The 26,051-nt window shown below is 51.7% G+C and carries 21 protein-coding genes; 8 read left to right on the plus strand and 13 right to left on the minus strand.

The annotated features are described in order from the left end of the window. Positions 1 to 11: 11 nt before the first annotated feature. Positions 12 to 1,031: an Ig-like domain-containing protein gene (locus tag BM318_RS05265; RefSeq protein ID WP_092981228.1), complete on the minus strand. Its 1,020-nt coding sequence runs from the start codon at positions 1,029 to 1,031 to the stop codon at positions 12 to 14. Positions 1,032 to 1,203: 172 nt separating this feature from the next. Here BM318_RS05265 and BM318_RS05270 point away from each other — a divergent pair, with 172 nt between their 5' ends. Then, entirely contained in the window at positions 1,204 to 4,287 is a 3,084-nt protein-coding gene (locus BM318_RS05270) for a WD40/YVTN/BNR-like repeat-containing protein (RefSeq protein WP_394333333.1), read from the plus strand. Positions 4,288 to 4,419: 132 nt separating this feature from the next. Here the strand turns inward: BM318_RS05270 and BM318_RS05275 are convergent, their stop codons facing one another. Together BM318_RS05275 and BM318_RS05280 are read right to left on the minus strand one after the other, a co-directional pair. Next, on the minus strand, positions 4,420 to 5,712 hold the full coding sequence (locus BM318_RS05275) for an aminopeptidase P family protein (protein ID WP_092982083.1): 1,293 nt from the start codon (positions 5,710 to 5,712) through the stop codon (positions 4,420 to 4,422). 132 nt (positions 5,713 to 5,844) lie between these two features. Continuing rightward, positions 5,845 to 6,144: a hypothetical protein gene (locus tag BM318_RS05280; RefSeq protein WP_092981231.1), complete on the minus strand. Its 300-nt coding sequence runs from the start codon at positions 6,142 to 6,144 to the stop codon at positions 5,845 to 5,847. A 91-nt stretch (positions 6,145 to 6,235) separates the two neighbouring features. Between BM318_RS05280 and BM318_RS05285 the strand changes: the two genes are divergently transcribed. Together BM318_RS05285 and BM318_RS05290 are read left to right on the plus strand one after the other, a co-directional pair. Next, positions 6,236 to 9,109, plus strand: coding sequence for a VPS10 domain-containing protein (locus BM318_RS05285; RefSeq protein WP_092981232.1), 2,874 nt, complete (start codon positions 6,236 to 6,238; stop codon positions 9,107 to 9,109). A gap of 55 nt (positions 9,110 to 9,164) precedes the next feature. After that, a complete protein-coding gene (locus tag BM318_RS05290) occupies positions 9,165 to 9,554 on the plus strand; it encodes a DUF2721 domain-containing protein (protein WP_092981235.1) in 390 nt (129 codons plus the stop codon). A 47-nt stretch (positions 9,555 to 9,601) separates the two neighbouring features. Here BM318_RS05290 and BM318_RS05295 read toward each other — a convergent pair whose 3' ends face one another. Together BM318_RS05295 and BM318_RS05300 are read right to left on the minus strand one after the other, a co-directional pair. Beyond that, positions 9,602 to 10,567, minus strand: a complete 966-nt coding sequence (locus tag BM318_RS05295) for a succinylglutamate desuccinylase/aspartoacylase family protein (protein WP_092981237.1) — start codon at positions 10,565 to 10,567, stop codon at positions 9,602 to 9,604. A gap of 21 nt (positions 10,568 to 10,588) precedes the next feature. Beyond that, positions 10,589 to 11,485, minus strand: a complete 897-nt coding sequence (locus tag BM318_RS05300) for a RimK family alpha-L-glutamate ligase (protein ID WP_245759745.1) — start codon at positions 11,483 to 11,485, stop codon at positions 10,589 to 10,591. A gap of 107 nt (positions 11,486 to 11,592) precedes the next feature. On the opposite strand from BM318_RS05300, the gene BM318_RS05305 reads away from it, so the two are divergent. The 5 genes from BM318_RS05305 (at position 11,593) to BM318_RS05325 (ending at position 17,056) form a co-directional block, all read left to right on the plus strand. Next, a complete protein-coding gene (locus BM318_RS05305) occupies positions 11,593 to 12,258 on the plus strand; it encodes a succinate dehydrogenase cytochrome b subunit (protein WP_092981239.1) in 666 nt (221 codons plus the stop codon). Position 12,259: 1 nt separating this feature from the next. Then, on the plus strand, positions 12,260 to 14,263 hold the full coding sequence (locus BM318_RS05310; RefSeq protein ID WP_092981242.1) for a fumarate reductase/succinate dehydrogenase flavoprotein subunit: 2,004 nt from the start codon (positions 12,260 to 12,262) through the stop codon (positions 14,261 to 14,263). A 4-nt stretch (positions 14,264 to 14,267) separates the two neighbouring features. Continuing rightward, positions 14,268 to 15,014, plus strand: a complete 747-nt coding sequence (locus BM318_RS05315; RefSeq protein WP_092981244.1) for a succinate dehydrogenase/fumarate reductase iron-sulfur subunit — start codon at positions 14,268 to 14,270, stop codon at positions 15,012 to 15,014. A 215-nt stretch (positions 15,015 to 15,229) separates the two neighbouring features. Continuing rightward, positions 15,230 to 15,775: a type 1 glutamine amidotransferase domain-containing protein gene (locus BM318_RS05320; RefSeq protein WP_092981246.1), complete on the plus strand. Its 546-nt coding sequence runs from the start codon at positions 15,230 to 15,232 to the stop codon at positions 15,773 to 15,775. 126 nt (positions 15,776 to 15,901) lie between these two features. After that, the gene (locus BM318_RS05325) at positions 15,902 to 17,056 is read left to right on the plus strand and encodes a methionine aminotransferase (protein ID WP_092981248.1); all 1,155 of its coding nucleotides are present in this window, start codon (positions 15,902 to 15,904) and stop codon (positions 17,054 to 17,056) included. Positions 17,057 to 17,122: 66 nt separating this feature from the next. Here BM318_RS05325 and BM318_RS05330 read toward each other — a convergent pair whose 3' ends face one another. The 8 genes from BM318_RS05330 to trhO form a co-directional block, all read right to left on the minus strand. After that, the gene (locus tag BM318_RS05330; RefSeq protein WP_092981249.1) at positions 17,123 to 18,274 is read right to left on the minus strand and encodes a serine hydrolase domain-containing protein; all 1,152 of its coding nucleotides are present in this window, start codon (positions 18,272 to 18,274) and stop codon (positions 17,123 to 17,125) included. Positions 18,275 to 18,284: 10 nt separating this feature from the next. After that, complete coding sequence (locus BM318_RS05335; RefSeq protein ID WP_092981250.1) at positions 18,285 to 18,851, minus strand: GNAT family N-acetyltransferase; 567 nt, start codon at positions 18,849 to 18,851, stop codon at positions 18,285 to 18,287. Positions 18,852 to 19,266: 415 nt separating this feature from the next. After that, on the minus strand, positions 19,267 to 19,920 hold the full coding sequence (locus tag BM318_RS05340) for a CoA transferase subunit B (protein WP_092981252.1): 654 nt from the start codon (positions 19,918 to 19,920) through the stop codon (positions 19,267 to 19,269). After that, positions 19,920 to 20,621, minus strand: a complete 702-nt coding sequence (locus BM318_RS05345; protein WP_092981253.1) for a CoA transferase subunit A — start codon at positions 20,619 to 20,621, stop codon at positions 19,920 to 19,922. Before BM318_RS05345 ends, BM318_RS05340 begins: the two co-directional genes overlap by 1 nt. 9 nt (positions 20,622 to 20,630) lie before the next feature. Further along, complete coding sequence (locus tag BM318_RS05350; RefSeq protein ID WP_092981255.1) at positions 20,631 to 22,988, minus strand: transglycosylase domain-containing protein; 2,358 nt, start codon at positions 22,986 to 22,988, stop codon at positions 20,631 to 20,633. A 6-nt stretch (positions 22,989 to 22,994) separates the two neighbouring features. After that, positions 22,995 to 23,480 (minus strand): gliding motility lipoprotein GldH, encoded by a 486-nt coding sequence (locus BM318_RS05355; protein WP_245759746.1) that lies wholly within the window; start codon positions 23,478 to 23,480, stop codon positions 22,995 to 22,997. Further along, positions 23,473 to 24,630: a PSP1 domain-containing protein gene (locus BM318_RS05360; RefSeq protein WP_092981257.1), complete on the minus strand. Its 1,158-nt coding sequence runs from the start codon at positions 24,628 to 24,630 to the stop codon at positions 23,473 to 23,475. The genes BM318_RS05355 and BM318_RS05360 overlap by 8 nt, the downstream gene beginning before the upstream one ends. A 117-nt stretch (positions 24,631 to 24,747) precedes the next feature. Continuing rightward, positions 24,748 to 25,779, minus strand: a complete 1,032-nt coding sequence (gene trhO, locus BM318_RS05365; RefSeq protein ID WP_092981260.1) for an oxygen-dependent tRNA uridine(34) hydroxylase TrhO — start codon at positions 25,777 to 25,779, stop codon at positions 24,748 to 24,750. Between the last annotated feature and the right edge of the window lie 272 nt (positions 25,780 to 26,051).

Consider the following 26,051-nt stretch of genomic DNA (forward strand, 5'->3'; position numbering starts at 1 on the left):
AGTGCGATAAACTAATTGCGGTTTACCCGGTAAGTTATCCTGCGGTTGGTTATCACGGAAGTTGGAATGGTGAGGGTAACCAGGCCGGTATCGCAAAGCTTGCTGGTGTCGGTAAACTGAATGCTACAAAGCGATGGAATGGCCGAACCGCTGCTATCCATAAATCGACCTACATGGATTTGTGTGGCCAGGGTGGTATTCAAAGGGGAATAGGCCGGGGCTAAGGCAAAGGTGGTAGTGGTCCCATTGGCCGTATAAATGATGTTTCCGGTTAGTTCATCGTATTCAATAGTATATGGGTTATTTCCGCTCAGGAATGCGCCCAGGTTTACCGAATAGGTAGCCGGGGTACCGGTATTCCCGTCGATTACCTGTACCTCTACCCCAAGGTTGTTCGACCCGATATGCCAGATGCGGAAATTACCGGCTGTGGCGATGTCTGCGGTTCCTTCCTGATCCTGGTATTCAAAATCTGCCCGGAAGCTGGTAAAATTGAAAATGTTCCCGGTATTCGGGACAAAGACGTCGATCCCCACACTTCCACCTGCGCCACTGGCAATATGGATTCCACATCCTGTCTGGGCCGCCAGGGGACTTACTGCGGTCGCGTCCGGGCCAATGGTCGCCAGCGCCAGGTTGGGGTCGTCAAAATCAAATCGGGAAACTATCTCATTAGGGGTGCCATCGTCACAAACCTGATATTCAAAACTATCGGTCCCGCTAAACCCCGGATTGGGCACATAGCTGAAACTCCCATCGGAATTCAACGTAAGGGCTCCGTTCGAAGGAAGGGTAACAGGAGTCGGGTTAACCGTTAAACCTGCCGTTCCGTTTGGGTCAGTATCGTTGGAGATTACCCCGTTGGCCGGGACGTTCAGCGTAGTATTTAAACCGGTGGAATAGCTGTCGTCTACCGCGGTTGGTGCTACATTTTGGGCCATAAGGGCCTGGTTCCCCAGAATGAGGAAGAGCAAAAACAGGGTGAAGCGTATCCCGGAAAGGACCACTGCATTAGGCTGTAGGAATGCCATACTACTAAAGTATAGCGAGATCGGAGGCAGGCGAAAACTTTGTTGTCGAACCGCTCTGGGACGTTGTGAACGGCAAATAATTCCGTATTTTCAACAGCTGACTAATTCGAATACGACACTTATGAAAAATCTCGTTCTGCGGGCAGGGTTCCTTCTGCTCCTTCTTGGCCTGATGCCTTATGAGGCCCAATCACAACGCCGCAATCGCGGGGCCAACACCACAACTTTTGACGAAAGCCTGTATTCCTCCCTGGAATATCGGCTGGTAGGCCCGTTTCGAGGCGGACGTTCTGCCGCTGTAACCGGGGTACCCGGACAGCCTAATTTGTTTTACTTCGGGGCTACCGGTGGGGGCGTATGGCGCACCCAGGATGGTGGCCGTACCTGGGCAAATATCTCCGACGGGTACTTCGGGGGAAGTATTGGCGCCGTTGAAGTGGCCCAAAGCGACCCGAATGTTATCTACGTGGGGGGCGGTGAAAAAACCGTCCGCGGGAATGTCTCCAGCGGTTATGGTGTATGGAAGTCCGTGGATGCCGGGAAAACCTGGCAGCAGGCCGGACTGGAAAAAACCCGACACATTCCCCGCCTCAAAGTACACCCGACCAACCACGATGTTGTTTATGCTGCCGTTATGGGCAACATATACAAACCGACTCAGGATCGGGGCATTTACAAGAGCACGGATGGCGGCGCTTCCTGGAAGAAAATTCTTTATGTAAACGATCAGGCCGGGGCGGTAGATCTCACTTTTGACCCCACCAACCCGCGTATTCTCTATGCGAGTACCTGGAGGGTGCAGCGAACCCCTTACAGCTTGAGTTCAGGTGGCGAGGGATCAGCGCTCTGGAAATCAACGGATAGCGGGGAAACCTGGACAGAAATTTCTAAGAATAAGGGCTTTCCGGAAGGAACTCTGGGAATTATCGGAGTAACGGTTTCCCCGGTTAATGCGCAACGCGTTTGGGCCATTGTAGAGAACAAGGACAAGGGTGGATTGTACCGCTCGGAAGATGGCGGAAAAACCTGGTCCCAGGTAAATAGTGAGCGCAAACTGCGCCAACGCGCCTGGTACTATACTCGCGTTTATGCCGACACCCACGACGAAGATGTGGTCTATGTACTGAATGTACGTTACCACAAGTCTACCGATGGGGGTCGCACCTTCAATACGTTTAATGCGCCCCATGGCGACCACCACGATCTGTGGATAGCCCCGGAAGATCCGATGCGAATGATCATCGGGGACGACGGTGGGGCCCAGGTCTCCTATGACGGCGGGGAAAACTGGAGTACCTATTACAACCAACCCACAGCGCAATTTTACCGGGTTACGACGGACAATGCACATCCGTATCGTATTTACGTGGCCCAGCAGGACAACAGCACGGTTCGAATCCGGCACCGTTCGGATGGCTTCGGCATCTCTGAGGACGACTGGGAACCGACTGCCGGAGGGGAATCTGCCCACATTGCCGTAGACCCAGAGAATAACGATATCGTTTACGGAGGAAGCTATGGTGGTTTCCTGACCCGCGTCAACCACGATGCTGGAACCGTTCGCGCCATAAACGTTTGGCCGGATAACCCTATGGGGTACGGGGCCGAAGGGATGAAATACCGCTTCCAGTGGAACTTCCCCATTATTTTCAGCAAGCACGATCCCAAGAAGCTGTACACCTTTTCCCAACATGTCCACATGAGTACAAATGAAGGACAGAGCTGGGAATTGTTAAGCCCGGACCTCACCCGTAACGATCCCGATAAACTGGTTTCCAGTGGCGGACCGATTACCCAGGACAATACCGGGGTGGAATATTACTGTACCATCTTCGCAGCCAATGAGAGTCCGCTTAAGGAAGGACTGCTCTGGGTAGGAAGCGATGACGGCCTGATCCATGTCTCCCGCGATGGCGGTGGCAGCTGGGACAATGTTACCCCTGCCGGCATGCCGGAATGGAGCATGATCAACAGTATTGAGCCTTCTGCTTTTGACGAAGGAACCTGCTACGTGGCCGCTACCCGATACAAGCTGGGCGACTTCCAGCCGTATCTCTACAAAACCACGGATTACGGGCAAACCTGGCAAAAAATAACGAACGGTATTCCTGAGGAGCACTTTACCCGGGTGGTCCGCGAAGACCCGAAACGCAAGGGCTTGCTCTATGCCGGAACGGAAACAGGCATGTACATCAGCTTCGACGACGGGGCTTCCTGGAAACCCTTCCAGCTGAACCTGCCGATCGTACCGATTACGGATCTCGCCATCAAGGACAACAACCTCATCGTGGCTACCCAGGGGCGTTCCGTTTGGATCATCGACGACCTTACCGTTTTGCATCAACTGGAAGCAGGCGATCGCAGTGCCGATGCCATCCTGTATAAGCCAAAAGATTCCTACCGCATGCGAGGCGGGGCACGCAGCACACCTTCCCTGACTGAGGGGCAAAATCACCCGGCAGGAGTCGTAACGCACTTCTTCCTGAAGGATTTTGCCGAAAAGGACAGCGTAAGCCTGACCTACACCACAATTAGTGGAGATACGCTGGCAAATTTCAGCACCTATGCCAAGGAGCGGAATGAAAAGCTCAAGGTGGAGCAAGGTGGAAATACACATGTATGGAATACCCAGGGCAAGAATGCCAAACGCCTCCCGGGTATGATCCTTTGGGGCGCCGGACTCAGAGGTCCGAAAGCAGTTCCCGGGGATTATATGGTACACCTAACCACTGCTTCAGGCACGCAATCCGAGCGCTTCACCATCGTTCCCGACCCCAGAGCAGAAGCCAGCGTAGCCGATATGCAAAAGCAGCATGAGTTCATTACGGATGTCAACAAAACGATTGATCGCGCACACGAATCCATCGAAAAAATCCGGAACGTAAGCGGGCAACTCGACGCCTTTATGAAGCAATACAAGGGGAACGAGGCCACCAAAGAATTGGTGGAAAAAGCCAAGACCATTAAGGACGGTTTCGGGGAAATCGAGAAGGCGCTGTATCAAACGAAGAACCGCAGTGGGCAGGATCCGCTTAATTTCCCGATTAAGTTGACCAATAAGCTGGGACACGTAGCCACGTTAGTGGGCTATGGCGATTTCCCGCCAACGGCTCAGGACATTGCGGTTAAAAATGAACTCACCGCAGCGATCAATAAGGAGTTGGCTGCCTTTGACAAGATGGTAGATGAGGAAATCGCCGCCTTCAACAAGGCTTTCAACGAGTTGAACTTAAACTATTTGTTTATAGAAGATTAGGTCGGGGTATTGACTCTTCGCTAGTCTGTTTTCAAAATAAAACCCTCGCTTATTGCGAGGGTTTTTTCTTTGCATGGCGCGCTAGATCTTCAGAGTTCGCAGAATGCTAATACTGCAGAAATTCAGGAAGAACTAGCTATTCATAATGTCCTCAATTTCCTCCACTTCCAAAGGAATATCGGCCATCAGGTTTACGGGTTCTCCTTTTTCCTGGATAACCACATCGTCTTCCAATCGAATTCCAAAACCTTCATCCGGGATATAGATCCCCGGTTCCACCGTAAAGACCATATTGGCCTTCATCGGGGTTTTCAGCATCCCGTAATCATGGGTATCCAACCCAATGTGGTGGCTGGTTCCATGCATGAAGTATTTTTTATAGGCGGGCCATTCGGGATTTTCGTTCTGGACATCGGCCTTGTCGAGCAGACCCAAACTGAGCAGTTCGGAAGTCATAATTTTACCTACTTCCTGGTGGTATTCCGCCCAAAGCGTTCCGGGTACCAACATCTTGGTGGCCTCCTCCTTGACTTTTAAAACCGATTGGTATACTTCTCGTTGTCGCTTGGAAAATCGCCCGCTCACAGGAATGGTTCGGGTCATATCACTGGAATACAAGGCGTATTCCGCGCCAACATCCATAAGGATTAATTCCCCTTCCCGGCACTGTTGGTTGTTTTCAATGTAGTGCAGGACATTGGCATTATTCCCCGAAGCGATAATGGGCGTGTAGGCAAAGCCGTTGGAACGATTCCGGATAAATTCATGCAGGTATTCGGCTTCGATTTCGTACTCCCAGACCCCGGGCTTCACAAATTCCAGCACCCGTCGAAAACCCTTATTGGTTATGCCGCATGCGGTGCGCATCAGATCCAGTTCTTCCGGTTCTTTTACCCCGCGGATTTCCTGGAGGATGGGATTGCTTTTGGCCACCTTGTGGGCAGGGAAATCTGCCTTGCATTTTTTGATGAATCGCGCCTCCCGGGTTTCGGTTTCCACGGACTGCCGATAGTGCTCGTTGGTATTGAAATAGATGGTTTCGGCTTCGGTCATCAGGTCAAAGAAGACTTTCTCAAAATCCGTGAGCCAATAGACCGTTCGAATGCCGGAAGTGGCAAAAGCCTGGTCTTTATCCAGTTTGGCTCCTTCCCAAATGGCAATATGCTCGTTGGTTTCCCGCACAAACAGCACTTCCCGGTGCTTGGGATCTATGGCATCGGGAAACAACAACAAAATACTTTCCTCCTGATTCACCCCGGAGAGGTAAAAGATATCCCGGGCCTGGGCAAAAGGCAAGGTACTATCTGCACTTACCGGGTAAATATCGTTGGAGTTGAAAACCGCCAGGCTCTTGGGAGCCATACGTGCCATGAACTTGCTGCGGTTCTTAGTGAAGAGGGTGTTGGGTATCGGGTGATATTTCATGTATGGTGATTCCTGGTTTGACTCTTTATTGGAAAGGCTGCTTGCTAATTGCAGTTCCTTCCCAAAAGTAAGGAAACCCACAAAAAAAAGGAGCCCCGAAAGGCTCCTCCAAGTATGCAGGTTGGTTAGTTACTATTTAGAGATGGCTTTTTTCACAGCCCCGATGATTGCCATCAGGACTCCACCACCAACACCACCCCCGGCCACACTGCCGAGAATAGAACTTAAATCCATGCTGGTGGAAGCTTCCGCTGCTTCAGCGCCACTCATTCCAAGCATTCCTAATAGTGTTCCGCCCAGGCCGCCTCCGAGAATTCCAACGATAGAATTCCCTACGGTGCCAAGCGAAAGATTTTTCAATATCTTTCCAGCTACATTGCCGCCTACGGCGCCGGAAATCAATTGAATAATTAAAGGGAGATACTCTTCCATAATTCAGTTTGATTAATTAATTGGGCAATAAATTAACAAAATCTTAAAGGTCTGTGCAATTTTAATCTGAATATTTTACCAATATCACAATATGAAGCCATCGCTACTACCAACCCGACTTCCCAAATTTTCCTTACTCCTTCTCCTTATTTTCGGCTGCTTCAATGGCTTTAGCCAAACCCCGGCTACTTCGCCCGAAGCACAATTACAAGCTTTACAAGATCGCGCCAGCAGCGCCCAAAATTCCCTGCTGACCAACCTGAAACTCGAAAACATTGGCCCGAGCATTATGAGCGGCCGTGTCGTACAACTGGCGGTCAATCCCGACAACCCCATAGAATTTTATGTAGCCTATGCTTCAGGAGGCCTCTGGCATACCGCCAACAATGGCACGAGTTTTACCCCCGTAATGGACACTTCCCCCACCCAGAACCTGGGGGCCATAGCGGTGGATTGGAATAGTGGTACTATCTGGGCCGGAACCGGGGAAAACAATTCTTCCCGTTCTTCCTATGCCGGTATCGGGATGTACAAATCCACGGACAAAGGAGCAACCTGGGAATATATGGGCCTGCCCGATTCCCACCATATTGGACGTATCAGTATCCACCCGGAGCGACCCGATGAGGTCTTGGTTGGCGTGCTCGGACATTTATATTCCCCCAACGCTGAGCGCGGGGTGTATCGCACCACCGACGGCGGGCAGACCTGGGAAAAGACCCTGTTTATTAATGAGGACACCGGAATCATAGACCTGGTTGTAGCGCCTGAGTCTCCGGATATTGTTTACGCCGCATCCTGGCAGCGGGACCGCAAGGCCTGGAACTTCGAAGGAAGTGGGGAGGGCTCCGGGATTTACAAAAGTCAGGATGGGGGAAAAACCTGGAACCTCGTCAGTGAATCCGGTTCCGGATTTCCCACAGGTAATGGCGTGGGTCGCATCGGATTAGCCATCTATGATCGCAACACGGTTTACGCCGTCCACGACAATCAATTCCGGCGCGACAAGGCTACAGAAGAACAATCCACACGCTTGCAAAAGGAAGACTTTAAAAACATGAGCGCCGATACCTTCCTGAAATTGGACAACGGGGACCTCAACGCCTTTTTGGAGGCCAATAGGTTTCCCCGGGAGTACCGGGCGAAATCCGTTAAAGCCATGGTGCGCGAGCGCGAAGCCAAACCTGCCGACCTCGCCATTTATCTGGAAGACGCCAACTCCCTGCTCTTTGATACCCCCGTTGTAGGGGCCGAAGTTTACAAGACCATCGATGGGGGGAAAACCTGGAATAAGACCCACGACGACTTTATCGAGGATCTATACTATAGTTATGGGTACTATTTTGGCCAGATACGCGTAGCGGCCTACGATCCCGACCAAATTTACATCGCGGGAGTTCCCCAATTGCGTTCCACGGACGGGGGGAAAACATTTGAATCCATAGGTGGCCCCAGCGTACACGCCGACCACCACGCCCTCTGGATCAACCCCAACCAACCCGGGCACCTGATCAACGGGAACGATGGTGGGGTAAATATCACCTATGATTACGGGGAGTCCTGGATCAAAAATAACAGTCCTACGGTAGGGCAATTCTATGCCATTACCGTAGACAACGCCAAGCCGTACAATGTCTATGGCGGCCTTCAAGATAACGGGGTCTGGAAGGGAGCGCATACCTCCCGGGAGTCGGATCGCTGGCATGCCGAAGGGGAATATCCCTGGAAGCGCATTATGGGAGGCGACGGGATGCAGGTACAGGTAGATCCCCGCAATAATGACATTGTGTATACCGGGTTTCAATTTGGAAATTACTTTCGCCTGAACCTGGGAACCGGAGACCGCAAGCGCATTCAGCCAAGCCACAAATTAGGAGAATCGCCGCTGCGTTTTAACTGGCAAACCCCCATTTTACTTTCTGCCCATAATCCGGATATCTTGTATTTGGCAAGTAACCGCCTGCACCGATCCATGAATCAGGGCGACGACTTTACCGCTATCTCCGGGGATTTAACCCGGGGCGGCCGCAAGGGCAATGTACCCTATGGCACCCTGGCCACGATCTCCGAATCGCCATTTGCCTTTGGGTTGTTGTATACCGGAAGTGATGATGGTTATGTACATGTGAGCAAGGACGGCGGAGGCAGCTGGACCCGTATTTCGGATTCCTTCCCAGGAGAACTCTGGGTGAGTCGGGTGGCCGCTTCCAAACACAAGAAGGAGCGGGTCTACGTATCCCTCAATGGCTATCGCGCCGATGATTTTACCCCCTATGTCTATGTAAGCGAGGATTACGGAAAAACCTGGAAGTCTATTGCCGCGGGAATCCCGGATTCCCCGGTCAACGTAATCCTGGAAGACCCTAAAAACGAAAACCTGCTCTATGTGGGTACGGACAACGGACTTTACGCATCCCTGGATCGGGGTGCAAGTTGGGAGCTTATGGAGAACGGCATGCCCGTAGTTGCTGTACATGATTTGGTGGTGCAGGAGGAAGCAGGACACCTGTTGGTTGGTACGCACGGTCGGAGTATTTATAAAGCCGACGTGGCTCCGCTGCAAAGCATGACCCCGACAGATATGGAATCGGATCTCGTGCTTTTTGAAATGCCGGAAATGCGCCACAGCAGCCGGTGGGGCAACCGTTTCTATACCTACGCAGAACCCAATACGCCAGGCCTGGATATTTCGTTTTTCGCCGGAAAGGCCGGGAAAGTAAAGGCGCAGGTAAAATCACCGGATGGGGTGGTCGTGAGCGAAGTGGAAACCGAAGCCGTGGAAGGTCTGAACATCCTGTCCTACGACCTGGCCTTCAGTAAGGAGGGCAAGGCCAACTACCTGTCTAAAAACAAAACCGAACTTAAGGAGGCCGATAACGGCAAGACCTACCTGCCCGAAGGTACGTATACGGTAATCCTGGAGATGGGTCGGGCCGAGCAGCAAGGAGAATTCACATTGAAATAATAAGTTCATAGGCGGCCCTGCCGGCGACCTTGATTTACACTAGAAACCAGAACCCATGGAACTAACCTTGAGTATCCCCGCCTTATTATTTCCGGCCATCTCCCTGAGCATGCTGGCCTACAACGCGCGATACCTGGCAATCGCGGCCCTTATCCGGCAGCTTTCCAAAGAATTCGTGGATACACACGCAGCTCCTCTGGAACGGCAGATTCGGTCCTTGCGCAAACGACTGAGTATCATTAAGGGAATGCAGGGCAGCTCCATCCTGAGTTTCCTGTTGGCTGCCATAAGTATGTTCCTGATCTATGTGGAACTTCGATTCTGGGCCAATGCCATATTTGGATTGAGCCTGATCCTGCTCATGGTATCCCTGGTATTGTCGCTTTGGGAAGTGCAATTGTCTACCCGGGCCCTGGAAATCCAATTACGGGATATGGAAAAGTAAGCTAGTCGGCTTCCCGCACGCTCACCTTCCTTTCAAATGATTTAAGACTAGCCCGGGCTTCCGATATGGAAGAGGGCATCCCCCTGGTTCACGACGGCCTGATGATTGATACAGATAATATAACCGTCATAGGGGGCCTTTAACTGCTTCTTACGTTTGGCAAAGGTATCGGTTACAATCCCGAGGGGTTCCCCCTGGGTTACCTGTGCGCCGTTCAGGACTTCCGGAACAAACATCCCTGCCATTGGCGCCCGCAACCACCGGCGTTTCTCTAAATGTACCGATTGGTACTGTTCTGCAAAAATAGCGGGCAGGGCTGTGATCATTTCCAGGTGACGCATGAGCTGCATGATCCCCTGGATCCCCTCCCGAATGGCCTGTTCATCAAAGCGACCACTTTCCCCGGCTTCATAAACGATACTCGTTTTTCCAAGTTGTTCGGCCGCCTGCCGGAAAGAACCTTTAATCAGTTTGGAAGCAAAAAAAACCGGAGCCTGAAAAACCGCTGCCAATTCTTTTCCTTTCTCGTCTCCGGGAGTATAGCGAGCCTGGGGATAATTGGCGCGCTGGGCACCTCCTGTATGTAAATCAACCGCCAGATCCATAGCACTCATCACCTCATTGCGATACAACCAGGCCATGCGCCTGGCCAGAGACCCCTTGGCGCTTCCCGGAAAACTGCGGTTCACATCCTTGCCGTCGGGGAGGTCCCGCGAAAAATGGATGAACCCGTAAATATTCATCACGGGAACGGCCATTACACAGCCCTTTTCGACCTGGAAAAGCCCTTTTTCCAGCATGCGCCGCACCACCTCGATCCCGTTAATTTCGTCTCCGTGAAGACCTGCCTGAACCAACAAGCAGGGACCCGGCTCCTTGCCGTTAAAGACATAGACGGGAATATCGATGAGGGTCCCGGTGGGCAAGCGGCCTACCTGCAGGTTTACCCGTTTTTGCGTTCCCGGAGGAATCGCGGTTCCAGCAATGTTTAATTCCTGTTTTGGTGTATCCAAACGTCGTTTTGTTTTATTGCATTATTTTTTCCGGCTTCCATTGTATTCGGCATATTTTACAATTGCCGCGGCCACATTGATCCCAGTGGCACTTTCGATTCCCTGTAGTCCGGGAGAGGCGTTGACCTCGAGTAGCCGGGGTCCTGCATTACTCCGGATAATGTCTACTCCGGCGACCCCCAGCCCGAGATAGCGCACAGCTTCCAGGGCCATTCGTTCTTCTTTCGGGGTCAGCAAAACCGTTTCGGCGCTTCCCCCGCGGTGCACATTGGCCCGAAATTCGCCAAAGGTCCCCGTCCGCTTCATAGCGGCAACAATATCATTCCCCACCACGATAATTCGCAGGTCTTCCCCTTCTGCCTCCCGAATGTATTCCTGTACCAGGATGGGTTGGTCCATTTTATAAAAGGTGTCGATAACGGAGCGGGCGGATTGTTCCGACTCGGCCAGGATTACCCCCAACCCCTGGGTGCCTTGTTGTAATTTGATGACCACGGGCGGGCCTCCTAATTGTTGAAGTTGAAAGGGGATACTTTCCGGGTCTATGGAAAACAGGGTTTTGGGAACCGGCACGCCTTTGCGCGCCATGATTTGCAGCGTCCGCGCCTTGTTGCGGGCACGGGTAATGCCCATGGAGCGCGCCGTACTGAAACATCCACTGAGCTCAAATTGCTTCACGATGGCTGCCCCGTGACGGGTAAGTTTTGCCCCGATCCGCGGAATGATCACCTGGAATTCGCGGCTGATGTCTTCCTCCTGATAGAAAATCCGGGGCCTGCCTTCACCCAGGGAAACCGTGCACCGGCTGTAATCGATCTGCTCTACAAAATGCCCCCGTTTCTCGGCTTCCTCCGCAATCCTGCGGGTAGAATAAACCGACAGGCTAACCGATAATATGGCGATATTCAAACTGGGCACTTCAGGGAGTTCAATCCCCCTAATATCGGTGAAAAATACCCAATCGCCTAAAGTTTGTTAATCCGTCGTTTGTGAAGTATTTTTGTAGGGCTTAATCCAACCCTTTTATGAGTGGAATTGTAAATTCTTCGATAGCCCGGAAAGTTGTAATGGCTTTGTCCGGTCTTTTTTTGGTGTTTTTCCTGGGTCAGCACGCCACGATTAACCTTAGCTCGGTAATCAGCCCGGAAACGTTTAACAGCTGGTCGCACTTCATGGGATATAACCCGGTAGTGCAGTATATCCTGCAACCCATCCTGATTGCAGGAGTGATCGTGCACTTTGTGATGGGGATAGTCCTTGAGCTGCAAAACCGCAAAGCGCGCAATGTGCGCTACGCCCAGTATAAAGGAGGCGCCAATGCGCCCTGGGTTAGTCGCAACATGATCCTTACCGGCCTGGTCGTGCTCGCCTTTTTAGGGCTGCATTTCTACGATTTCTGGGTGCCTGAAATGGCATACAAGTACATTGAGGCCAACCCTGAAGATCCGACGCGCTACCACCACGAACTGGTTGAAAAATTTCTTTCTCCTGCCCGGGTGGGGATCTACGTAGTATCCTTTGTGTTGCTCGCCCTGCACCTCTGGCACGGATTCGCTTCCTCCTTTCAAAGTATGGGAGTGAACAACAAATACAGCCCGGCCATCAGGAATTTCACGCGGCTCTATGCCATTGTGGTGCCGCTGATCTTCATCTTTATCGCCTTATACCATCACTTTAACCATACGCATTAATATGGGAAGTCTAGACTCCAAAGTCCCTGCAGGCCCGTTGGCCGACAAGTGGACCAAACATAAGAACGACATTAATCTGGTAAACCCCGCCAACAAGCGGAATATCGATATCATTGTGGTGGGAACCGGACTGGCAGGTGGCTCTGCAGCGGCAACGCTGGCGGAACTGGGTTACAATGTCAAGACCTTCTGCTACCAGGATTCCCCCCGGCGCGCACACAGTATTGCAGCCCAGGGAGGAATCAACGCAGCAAAGAATTACCAGGGCGACGGGGACAGTCCGTACCGACTCTTTTACGACACCATCAAAGGAGGGGATTACCGTTCCAGGGAAGCCAACGTATACCGATTGGCCGAGGAATCCGTAAATATTATTGACCAGTGTGTGGCCCAGGGCGTACCCTTCGCACGGGAATACGGCGGCCTGCTCGACAACCGCTCTTTCGGAGGGGTATTGGTAAGTCGAACCTTTTATGCCAAAGGACAGACCGGCCAGCAATTGCTGCTCGGCGCCTACGCCGCTATGAACCGCCAGATCAACCGCGGGAAAATCAAAGCGCACAACCGGCATGAAATGCTGGACCTGGTGATTGTCGATGGGAAAGCGCGCGGAATCATTGCGCGTAACCTGGTGACTGGGGCCATTGAAAGACACAGCGCCCATGCCGTGGTGCTGGCTTCAGGGGGATACGGAAACGTATTTTACCTGAGTACCAACGCCATGGGAAGTAATGTGACCGCTGCCTGGCGTGCACACCGTCGCGGGGCCTATTTTGCCAACCCTTGCTTTACACAAATCCACCCGACCTGTATCCCGGTATCCGGGGACCATCAGTCCAAACTGACCCTGATGTCGGAATCCCTGCGGAACGACGGACGAATCTGGGTGCCCAAACGCAAGGAAGATGCCGAAGCCATCCGCGAAGGGAAACTCAAACCCACCCAACTGAAAGAAGAAGACCGGGATTACTACCTCGAGCGTCGTTATCCGGCATTCGGAAACCTCGTGCCTCGGGATGTAGCTTCGCGCGCCGCTAAAGAGCGCTGCGACGCCGGCTTTGGGGTGAATAAGACCGGGGAGGCTGTTTACCTGGATTTCTCTGCAGCCATCGAGCGCTATGGGAAGGAAAAAGCGTTGACTTCCGGGATCGAGAATCCCGATAAGGAGACCATCACCCGACTGGGAGAAGAAGTGGTTGCTGCCAAATACGGAAACCTCTTCCAGATGTACGAGAAAATTGTGGATGAGAACCCGTACAAGACCCCGATGATGATCTATCCTGCCGTGCACTATACCATGGGCGGGCTTTGGGTAGATTACAACCTGCAGACTACTATTCCGGGATGCTACGCAGCCGGGGAAGCCAATTTCAGCGACCACGGGGCCAACCGACTGGGGGCTTCCGCCCTGATGCAAGGCCTGGCCGACGGATACTTTGTACTGCCCTACACCATTGGAGATTACCTTTCCGACGATATCCGAACCGGTCCGATCTCCACAGATTCCAAGGAATTTGAGGAGGCCGAAAATACTGTTCGCGAGCGGATGCAAAGCCTGCTGGATACCAAAGGGACCAAGTCTGTGGACTACTTCCACAAGAAATTGGGTAAAATCATGTGGAACAAATGCGGGATGTCCCGTAACGAAAAAGAACTCAAGGAAGCCATCGCAGAAATCTCCGCGTTGCGCGAGGAGTTCTACAAGGAAGTCTCCATCCCCGGAGGCATGGATGAGATGAACCAGGAGCTGGAGAAAGCCGGCCGCGTTGCCGACTTCCTGGAGCTCGGGGAACTCTTTGCTAAAGATGCCCTGCAGCGCAACGAAAGTTGTGGGGGCCACTTCCGCGAAGAATACCAGACCCCGGAAGGCGAGGCCCTGCGGGACGACAAGAATTTCCGCTACGTAAGTGCTTGGGAATACAAGGGGGAACCCAAGGATGCCGTCCTGCACAAGGAGGAACTGGAATTCGAAAATATTGAACTGAAAACGAGAAGTTATAAATAGAGCTATGAAACTGTTACTCAAAATCTGGCGTCAGAAGAATAACGACTCCAAAGGGAAGTTGGTGGAATATCCCATCAGCGGTATCGAGGGGGACATGTCCTTCCTGGAAATGCTGGATGTTTTGAATCAGGAATTGATTGAAAAAGGAGAGGAACCTGTGGTCTTTGACCACGACTGCCGCGAGGGGATCTGCGGATCCTGTTCCCTGCAGATCAACGGAGAACCGCATGGGCCGGATCGGCTGATCACGACCTGCCAGTTACACATGCGCAAATTCAACGATGGCGACACCATTGTTATTGAGCCATTCCGTGCCACTGCCTTTCCGGTAATCAAGGATCTGATGATCGACCGCTCTGCCTTTGATCGAATTCAACAGGCGGGTGGATATATTTCGGTAAACACTTCAGGGAATACTGTAGATGCCAACGCCATCCCGGTAGAGAAAGACAAGGCCGACGCTTCCTTCAATGCAGCTACCTGCATCGGATGCGGCGCCTGTGTGGCCGCTTGTAAGAACGCCAGCGCCATGCTCTTTACCTCAGCAAAGGTGAGCCAGTTTGCCCTGTTGCCGCAAGGTCAGGTAGAAGCTGCCGAGCGGGTACAAAACATGGTACGCCAAATGGATTTGGAAGGCTTTGGAAACTGTACCAACACCGGAGCCTGTGAGGTGGAATGCCCGAAAGGAATTTCCCTGGAAAACATCGCCCGGATGAACCGGGAATACCTCACGGCTTCGGCCAGAGGATAAAAACAGCAGAGCGGGTAAATTTAGCACAGCGCAGTTTACCTTATCGCAATAGTTATAAAACCCGACCGTACTGGTCGGGTTTTTTTCTCTCCTTCTAAATGTTAAAGGATCTTAACGAAAACCCCAGGGATTTTAGTAGCTCCTTAACGGACTTTTCGATCGTAATTACTTATATTATAGATAGTTGAATTAATAATTAAAAGTAGAAAGATATAATGAAGAGGATAGCAATTTTAGCTACAAATGGATTTGAAGAAAGTGAATTAACCAGCCCAAAAGAAGCCATGGAAAATGCGGGCTTCAAAGTAGATATAGTAAGTACCCAATCCGGAAGCATCCGGGGATGGTCCAATGGAAACTGGTCCGAGAATTATTCGGTAGACAAAACCTTGGAAGAGGTAAATTCCAAAGATTATAATGCCCTGATGTTACCAGGAGGAGTCATAAACCCAGACCAACTACGAACCAATGATAATGCCTTACTATTTATCCGGGACTTCTTCGCAGAGAAGAAGCCAGTGGCAGCCATATGCCACGCACCACAGTTGCTGATCAGTGCCGACGTGGTCAAGGGACGCAAGTTAACGTCCTATAAGTCTATTAAAGACGACTTAGTGAACGCCGGAGCACTCTGGGAAGACAAATCAGTAGTGGTAGATGAAGGCCTAGTAACCAGCCGTAACCCGAATGACCTACCGGATTTCAACGCCAAATTAGTCGAAGAAATCCGCGAAGGAAAACATGAAGACCAGCACGTATAATTTTACTTTGACTGATGATAGGGATCTCCCAGATCCCGCTAAAACCTCGGCTCGATGCCGGGGTTTTTATATTTTTACAGGAAACACAATCGGCTTCCTATAAGCTGAAATTTTCGAATACACCAGGTGAAACACTCCCTCCCCTTCAACTCCAAACTGCCCGAGCTCGAAACTTCGATCTTCGATACCATGAGCCGTATGGCCCATGAGGAAAAAGCGATAAACCTGAGCCAGGGATTTCCGGACTTCGGAGCCGATCCCGAGTTGCTGGCCTGTCTGCAGGATGCTTTGCAGGGAGGATACAACCAGTATGCGCCCCTGGCGGGGATTTATTCCCTGCGGGAAGCTATTGCCGGCAAAACGGAAAAGCTCCATGGGGTGGACTACGATCCGGCTACCGAAATCACCATTACCAACGGAGCTACACAGGCCCTCTATACGGCACTGGCCTGTGCGGTGCAGCCGGGAGATGAAGTAATCGTCCTCAAACCGGCCTATGACGCGTATGAACCAGCAATTAAGGCCCAAGGGGGCATACCGGTATTACTGCAGTTGCAGGGGCCGGAATATCGGATCGATTGGGAGGCGCTCAAGGCCGCTGTCGGTCCCCGCACGCGGATGCTTATGATCAATACGCCGCACAATCCCAGCGGAACCTTGCTTACCGAGGCCGATATGAAGCAACTTGAAGAGCTGCTGGCACCGACGGACATCCTGTTACTCAGCGACGAGGTCTATGAACACCTGGTCTTTGACGGCCGGGAACACCAAAGTGCCTGCCGATTCCCAGGGCTTAGAGAGCGCAGTTTTATTTGTGCTTCCTTCGGAAAAACCTTTCACGTAACCGGATGGAAATTGGGCTACTGCCTGGCCCCGGCCGGGCTGATGAAGGAGTTTCGTAAATTGCATGAGTTTGTGGTATTCTGCGTAAACCACCCTGCACAACGCGCGGTTGCCGCCTACCTGCAGGTGCCAGCCCATTATCTGGAGTTGGGTGCTTTTTTCCAGCGCAAACGCGACCGGTTTTTAGCGGGTCTTGAAGGTTCGCGCTTTCGATGGACTCCTGCTCAGGGAACGTACTTCCAGCTCCTGGATTACACCGCCATCAGCGAGCAGGGCGATGTTGCGTTTGCCGAAGAACTGACCCGCAAACACAAGGTAGCGAGTATTCCTATCTCCGTATTTAACCTGAATCGCACCGATCCGAAACGGCTGCGCTTTTGCTTTGCGAAAAAAGATGAAACCCTGGATCGGGCCGCTGAGATTTTAAGGAGTCTATAAAATGTTCTTAAGTCTTGGGCAACTCCCACTTGGGCAACTCCAAGACTTCAAAGAATGCCCAGAAGTTTAAAGAGCTTTAAAAACTTCCCGTACAAAGTTGCCCACCTCGCTGGGCTCGAGCCAACGCAATACCATCACCAGGTCCTGATCGGGGGCTACCACAATAAAATTCCCTCCGAATCCTGCGGCATAGAACACGTTTTCGGGCACCCCTTCCCAGTGTCGGTTCCCTTGCTGGTTGAGCCACCACATGTACCCATAATTCGGATTGGGGGTTGAGGGGGTCAGGGCTTCGCTGATCCATTCTTCGCTAATGAGCTGTTCGCCATTCCATGATCCCCCGGAGAGGAAAAGCAATCCAAATCGGGCCATATCTTCTGCACTGATAAAGATCCCTGCCCCGGAATGTCCACCTCCGGTAACCGATTGCATTTTATAGCCATCGATGGTGGTCCAGGCGTGGTCATAACCAAACCAACGCCAGGTCGACGAGGCGCCGATCGGATCCATCAGGTGGGTTTTCAAGACGGTAGGCAGGGGTTGGCGCCACACATGTGTAAGCGAATAAGCCAGGACGTTTACCCGGACGTCGTTGTATTCCATAACGGTTCCCGGCTCCACGAGTTTCCGATTCTTCCAGTCGTCTATTCCCCCTTCCCGCGGCGGGCGATCGGCCCAGTCTTTTAAACCCCAGAGATCTCCCGACCAGTCGGAGTTCTGTTGCAACAAGTGGCTCCAGTTGATTTTTTGGTTATGCTCCGAGCGAAAAGTCCCGTCCCAGATGTATTCGTGTACCGGGTCCGAAGTATTTCGGATTAAGTTGCGGTCCGCAGCCAGGCCGGCTACCGTGGAGAGGAAACTCTTGGTGACGCTGAAGGTCATGTCTACCCGTTGGATATCCCCCCAGGATGCAATCAGGTATCCATCCTTGATGATCATTCCGGCAGGACCTCCCCGTTTCTTAACGGGTCCCAAAATCTCGTGATAAGGTTCATATTCGAATCCCTTCAGGATGGCTCTGCGCAAATCCCGAGGTCCGGAATACTCGTGTGTTTCTGCATAGTTAACGGCTTCCTGCAGCGCTGTGGCTTTTAAACCGGCCTCCCTAGGAGAACGGGTTTCCCAATCTACGCCGCGCTCCGGATAATAATAGTCCGTTTGGGCCAAGAGGGTGGAAAAACAAAAGAATACGAAGAAGAAAGATAGGGTTGGTTTCATATGTGGTCTATTAGAGATCAAGGCGCATCAACCAATCCATTTGGCGATCGGAACCTATGTAATACGGATGCTCCCCAAAAATAACAAATCCCATCCGCTGATAGAAGGCCACTGCCCGGGTATTCTCCTGCCACACTCCGAGCCACAGGAAAGATTTGCCTGCCTTCTTGGCCATTTCCCCCGAGCGCTCGATCATCCATTGGCCCAAACCCTTTCCCTGATGGCCATCCCGGACATAGATACGCTCCACTTCCATCCCTTCCTCCCCTAGGGGTTCGGACTGCGCGGCGTCGGTGTTGAGCTTTAGGTAGCCAAGGGTAGCAGCACTTGGCTCTGTTGCCCCGGTATCCGTATTATTTGCAACTGTCGGTGCGGCCTCCCGGAGAAAGTAAAAGGTAGTCCCCGCTTGATGCAATTCCTCAGTCAATTGTTCTCTGGAGAAGGCGTTCTGTAAATAATTCTGGAAGTCCGCGGGATCGTTTTGAGGACCAAAGGCCGCGGTGAATGTCTGGATGGAGAGTTCCCGCAGGTCCTCCAGCTCGTCTTCAGAAACAGGGATCAGGCTAAGTGGGTTCATTCCATACAACTGTTGGCATTTACTCCCACAAAATACGCACAAAAAAAAACGCCTCCGACTGGGAGGCGTTCATTAAGATTCTATTTGAATCTTATAGCATAAATAATTTTTTTGCCAGCAAAAGAAATCCGCTCCAAAAATCATTGCGGTAAACCTGTACTTCTTTTTGCTCTGTTTTTTGGATCTGGGCGTCCATGATAGTGGGATATTTTTGTTAATTCAGTTGCCTCGCTAATATAGGAACCGACTATGAAAAATCCATAGCGTTTGTTGTGAATTGTTGCGGAATTGTGGTGAGATCGACCAACGACAATTCGGTTTTCGACGAACTACACATTTTATTAAGAAATAGAAGGGGGTGCCCCAACTGAAGTGAGCGCCTGAAACCCGATTTGAGCATGAAAATGCGAAGTCCTTACAGGTCCATTTCCGGAACCTCGTCGGGGATGTGGAGCCGGCCAGCAGTAGCCGCCTTTATCTCGGCCACACTTACCCCGGGTGCCCGCTCCAAAAGGATAAACCCTTCCGGCCCTACTTCCAGAACGGCCAGGTTGGTCACGATTTTTTTGACACACCCCACTCCGGTAAGCGGCAGGGTACATCGCTCGAGTAATTTGGAAGCTCCTGCTTTGTTGGTGTGCATCATTGCCACGATAATATTTTCAGCAGAGGCTACGAGATCCATGGCACCGCCCATACCCTTGACCATCTTCCCCGGAATTTTCCAGTTGGCGATATCGCCGTTTTCAGCTACTTCCATCGCTCCCAGGATGGTGAGGTCTACATGTTGACCGCGAATCATGGCAAAACTCATGGAGGAATCAAAAAAGGATGCGCCGGGTAAGGTGGTAATGGTTTGCTTACCGGCATTGATGATGTCCGGGTCTTCTTCGCCCTCCCAGGGAAAAGGGCCCATCCCCAGGACCCCATTTTCACTCTGGAATTCGACCTCAATATCGTCCCGCACAAAGTTGGCTACCAGTGTGGGTATCCCGATACCGAGGTTTACGTAGTATCCGTCTTTTACTTCCCGCGCAATCCGCCGGGCAATTCCATTCTTGTCCAACATCAGCTTCGGGTTCTAACGGTTCGTTGTTCTATGCGTTTCTCGTAGAGTTCGCCCTGGAAAATGCGCTTGACGAAAATCCCCGGAATATGGATCTGATTCGGATCCAGGGCCCCGGCGGGTAAGAGTTCTTCTACCTCAGCCACGGTAACTTTTGCTGCACCTGCCATGACCGGATTAAAGTTCCGGGCGCTTCCTTTAAAAATCAGATTCCCCGCCTCGTCTCCCTTCCATGCTTTGACAAAGGCAAAGTCGGCCTCATAAGCGGGTTCAAGGACGTACATCTTACCGTTATATTCGCGTGTTTCCTTACCCGCTGCGACCTCAGTTCCATAGCCGGCCGGAGTATAAAATGCAGGGATGCCTGCCTGGGCTGCCCGGCATTTTTCGGCCAGTGTGCCTTGTGGGGTTAATTCCACCTCGAGTTCTCCACTGAGCATTTGACGTTCGAATTCGTCGTTCTCCCCCACATAGGAGGAAATCATTTTGCGGATTTGTCGTTGCTGTAAAAGCAGTCCCAATCCAAAGTCGTCTACCCCGGCGTTATTGCTGATACAAGTCAAATCCTTTACCCCCAAACGAACTAATTCAGCAATAGCGTTCTCCGGGATTCCACTCAGGCCGAATCCTCCAAACATAAAGGTCATGCTGTCGCTTACCCCCTTCAGGGCTTCCCGGGCATTGGCAACTGTTTTTACTATCATGTCGTAAGTCTAAAAATCGAGATCTTCCAGGTCGTCTTCAAGATCGTCAAAATCCTCTTCGGTTTCCGAAGTCTTGGAACAATCTATCCGGATGGATAAATCCTCCGGTTCTTCAAAGTCTTCCTGGGAAACATTGAGATCTTCATTGGCATAGTTCCCTTTCATATAGAGGGCCCAGATGGGGAGTGCCATGGAGGCTCCCTGCCCATAGGTGATGCTATTGAAGTGGGTGGAACGCTCTTCTCCTCCTACCCAAACCCCGGTAACCAGGTTGGGAACCATCCCGATAAACCAGCCATCGCTGTTGTTTTGGGTGGTTCCGGTTTTCCCGGCAATCGGGTTGGTAAATTCATACGGGTAACCCGTGATAATTTCCTTGTAAACGGTTACCTCGGCCTGGGATTTATGGCGCAAGCGCATTCCCGATCCACTTTCGGTAACTCCCTTCATCAGGTCTACCATAGCATAGGCCACATCCTTGCTCAGCACATCCTTGGTTTCGGGAGCGTATTCATAGAGCACCGTCCCGTTGCGATCCTCGATGCGAGTAACCATTACCGGTTTCACATAGACCCCCTGGTTGGCGAATGCGCCGTAAGCGCCTACCATTTCATAGACACTGAAATCCGGTGTCCCGAGTGCAATGGAGGGAACTTCAGGGATCTCATTGGTCAGCCCGAGGTTCTTCACAATGTTCACCACGGAGCTGGGGCCAACTTCATCGATCAGGCGGGCCGTTACCGTGTTTACCGAGTTGGCCAGGGCCGCCTTGAGGGTGTAGCTCTTTCCTGAATACTTTCCGTCCGAGTTCTTGGGCGTCCAGGGTTCCGGGTTTCCGTGCTTATTTGCCTCGATACTGTACTGGGTGTCTGGCAACGTATCACAGGGGGAACGCCGAAGCTGATCGATTGCTGCAGCATAGACAAACGGCTTAAAGGTAGATCCTGCCTGCCGCTTTCCAAACTTGACGTTATCGTATTGGAAGTGGGTATAGTTTACTCCGCCCACCCAGGCTTTGACGTGCCCGGTTTGCGGCTCCATGGACATCATGGAGGCCCTGAGGAATGTTTTATAATAACGGATGGAATCCATTGGCGTCATTACCGTGTCCCGGTTGTAGCTCGGGCTGTTCCAGTCAAAAACGGTCATTTCGGTGGGCCGGTTAAAACTGGCGCGAATCTCCTCCTCGCTCTTACCTTCTGCGGTCATTTTGCGCCATCGCTCGGAAGTGCGGACGGCGCGCTCCATGATACGGTTGATCTCCTCGGAATTCAAATCGCGGAATGGAGTCGTGGGATTACGTTCCGGGGTATTCTGGTGGAAGAATTCGGCCTGAAGGTTTTTCATGTGCAGCTTTACCGCTTCTTCGGCATTAGCCTGCATGCGCGAATCAATGGTGGTGTATACTTTGAGGCCGTCCAGGTAAATATTCCACTTGTCCCGTTCCCCTTCCAGGGCAGGCTTCGGATTCTCTTCGATCCAGCCTTTGAGCCAACTTTGCAGGTACATCCGGAAATAGGCGGCCGGGCCCTCCCGGTGGTTCTCCGGGTTGAAATTGATATCCATTTTACTGGCAATCAAAGAATCCCGCGTGGCTTCGGTAATGTATTCGTATTTGGCCATCTGGGCCAGGACGGTATTGCGGCGGTTTTTGACCAATTCCTCCCGTCGGATCGGATTGTAATAGGAAGAATTCTTGAGCATCCCTACCAAAACGGCCGACTCTTCCGTCAGCAGATCCTTGGGTTCTTTCCCGAAGTAAATCCGGGCTGCAGATCGGATTCCATCGGCATTATTTCCAAAGTCGTAGATGTTCAGGTACATCGCGATAATCTCCTCCTTGGTGTAATTGCGTTCCAGGCGGGTGGCAATGACCCATTCTTTAGCCTTCTGTAACACCGCTTCCATCAGGTTGCTGGAGCGTACCCCGACAAAGAGCTGGCGGGCAAGCTGCTGGGAGATGGTACTAGCACCCCCGCGACTCCCCAAAAAGGCAAATGCCCGAAGTGTTCCGCGGGCGTCGATCCCGGAATGGCTGTAATAGCGTGCATCTTCAGTGGCCACCAGGGCGTCGACCAGGTTATCTGGTAATTGGGAAAAGGGAACATCGGTTCGATTTTCATCCAGGTAGAATTTCCCCAGCGTCTTCCCGTCCGAAGAGAGGATCTCTGTGGCCAGATTGGTCTGTGGATTTTCCAGGCGCTCGAAGGTGGGCATATCCCCAAAGACTCCCCAGGAGGCTAACAGGAACAAGAGTACAAAGCCCAGCACGGCGGTGGCAAAAAGGATCCAGAACCATTTAATGAAGGGCCAGAACGTTTTGAATTCTGCCGCTATACTTGCTTTTGCCTGCTTTTTCTTTGCCATGATTGCCTAGTTCTCGTTGGATTCGATTTGCAAGCCTACATCCAGGACCCCGGGCAGGCTTTCCATCCCGGCAACACTGCCATTACGCCGCATCGCATGGGATATACTTATAGTATATACGCCTTTAACGGGAAAAACGACGTTTCTCTTGTATCCCAATTTATTTTCATAGACACTTCCGTACCCGGAACCCAGGAATTTTCCATTGGCATCGGCCATTTCATACTCGAGGGTATCGCGTTGGGATTCCCCGTCGGGGCCAGTCATTTCGGCGATCAGGAAGAGGTTTCGAAACGGATAGCTATCGTCGTTGCGGAGCATGATATACATCGTCTGAGCACGGGTAGTATCCGGATCCTCGACCTGAAATTCCATGACCTCATCGCGGTCCCAGGAGCCATCGCCGGTAGCAGAATACTGCGCGTACTCCAGGTTGTCCTGGCAGGAAACCAGAGCGAGTACCATAAAACATCCAAGGATCCACTTATGCATTTTTTGATCTCTTTTTTTGTGAATTGTTGCGTCTGCGTTTCTTTTTGCGGCGATTGCCACGCGGCCGGTCGAAGCGGGTTAGGCTGTCCTGCCCTACCGCGTTCTCAAAAACCAGATCGTCTTCCCGGATATTCTCCCGGGCGTATTCCTCCAGGCTTTGCACCTTGGTCTTTTTCTCATTGAGCTGGAGAATCTCCTGAACCTGTGCCTTGGTCAAGGCATGCCAGGCGGTAGGATCTTCGCGATAAGAGAACCAAAGGACCCCCTTAAAAATATCCGTCTTCTGACAGAAGGCCAGCCCTTTTTCGGTCAATAGTTTACTGTCCGTAGGTGGAAAGTCCTTTAAGGCGTCGAGATAGGTGTCGAGCTCATAGTTCAGGCAGCATTTCAGTTTCCCGCACTGCCCGGCCAGCTTCTGCGGATTCAGGGCCAATTGCTGGTAGCGCGCAGCTGCTGTACTCACCGAACGGAAATCGGTAAGCCAGGTAGAACAGCACAACTCCCGCCCGCAGGAACCGATTCCTCCCAGGCGCTGGGCTTCCTGCCGATATCCGATTTGCCTCATTTCGATCCGGATTCCAAAGGCCTTGGCCATGTCCTTGATAAGCTGCCGGAAATCGACCCGGTCCTCGGCGGTATAATAGAAGGTAGCTTTAGAGCCATCGCCCTGAAACTCCACATCGGAAATCTTCATTTCCAATCCCAGGATAATGGCCATCTCCCGGGCGCGTTTTTTAATCTCTTCCTCCTGATTCCGGCATTTCTGCCATTTATCGATGTCGCGCTGTGTTGCTTTTCGGTAAATCTTGGGCAATTCGGCGTCGGCGTTGAGCTTCTGCTTTTTCATTTGAATCCGGACCAGTTCCCCCGTCAGGGTTACCATCCCGATATCGTGTCCGGATTTGGCCTGGGTAGCCACCACGTCGCCTATGGATAGGGTAAGCCCTTCCTTATTCCGGAATATTTCCTTTCTGCTGTTTTTGAAACGCACTTCCACTGCGTCGAACACCTGCTGTCCGGCAGGCAATGACATATTGGAAAGCCAGTCAAAGACGGTAAGTTTGTTACAGCCATCCGACCCGCAGGTACCATTGTTCCTGCATCCGCGCGGCTGTCCTCCCGAAGCGGTTGAACAACTGCTACACCCCATTCTGTATATATTGATTCCGCCTTCGGTTTAGTCCCGGTACAGGTGGAATTGGGTTCATAATTAAACTACCCGTAAATATAGGATAATTTTGACACCCGAATGAAGAATAACCGGGAGCTATTGCTTGTATTTCAGGACCTCGGAGCGTCCCTTCTTGAAAATTTGATTGCTCTTGACTTTTCCCTTCCGCAATTTTTTCTGTTCGGCTTCCGGGAGGGCGATTACCTCCATACAGTCTTCCGAGCAACAGCCATTCATCTTTTCTGCACAGGATTCGCACTGAATAAACAGCAGGTGGCAGGCTTCGTTCTCACAGTTGGTATGGGTATCGCAAGGTGCCCCGCATTGGTGGCAGGAAGCGATGACTTCCTCTGAAATTCGCTCGCCCCGTCGCTGGTCAAAGACGAAGTTCTTCCCCTTGAATTTATTTTCCAGCTCCTGCTCCCGCACCTGCCGGGTATATTCGATGATGCCGCCTTCGAGTTGGTAAACCTGCTTGAAACCCTTGTGCTTATAATAGGCACTTGCCTTCTCGCAGCGAATACCGCCGGTGCAGTACATGACGAGCTTTTTGTCTTCCTTGTGATCCCGTAACTGCTCTTCAATGAGGTCCAGGGAATCCCGGAAGGTATCCACGTCCGGGGTTACCGCCCCCTGAAAGTGGCCGATCTCACTTTCGTAGTGATTCCGCATATCCACCACTACGGCATCCGGATCTTCGATCAGGGCATTGAATTGTGCTGCCCCGACATGAATGCCTTTGTTGGTTACATCAAAAACACCGTCGTCCAGACCGTCTGCCACGATCTTCTTGCGGACTTTAACCTTGAGTTTCAGGAAAGACTTGTTGTCCTGTTCTATGGCGATATTGAGGCGTACGTCCTTGAGGAAGGTAATGCTGTCTAAATGTTTCTTAAACGCTTGAAAACGGGAGGCCGGGACGGAAAGTTGCGCATTGATGCCTTCGTGTGCCACGTAAATGCGACCCAGCACTTCCAATTCGTTCCAAGTGATAAAGAGATGATCCCGGAGGAGTCCCGGGTTTCCGATGTGCGCGTACTGGTAAAAAGAGATCGTCAGGCGGTCTTCCCCGGCCTGGTCGATAAGTTCCTCTCTTTCCTTCGCGCTTAGCGTATTGTACAGTTGCATGCTATACGTGGCTTTGAGCGTTAGAAAATCCCGGCAAAGTTAGCAAAACAAGGGAACTGCACAAAAAAAGCCCCGCCGAGGCAGGGCTTAAGAGGACCGCAATTAAATCTTCTTCTTCTTCATAGCAAGCTTTCTGATTTTACTTTGCGGTGTAATCATCTAGCTTTGAATTCTCGCTGGATTTCATCTCAAAGATGCAGGCAATTGCAAATGGTTGCTTCGAGCTTCTAAATTGTTAATTAAACCTTCAAAAGCTTGGGTCTGTGATTGTG

The sequence above is a fragment of the Robiginitalea myxolifaciens genome, from assembly GCF_900115205.1.
Lineage (GTDB): Bacteria > Bacteroidota > Bacteroidia > Flavobacteriales > Flavobacteriaceae > Robiginitalea > Robiginitalea myxolifaciens.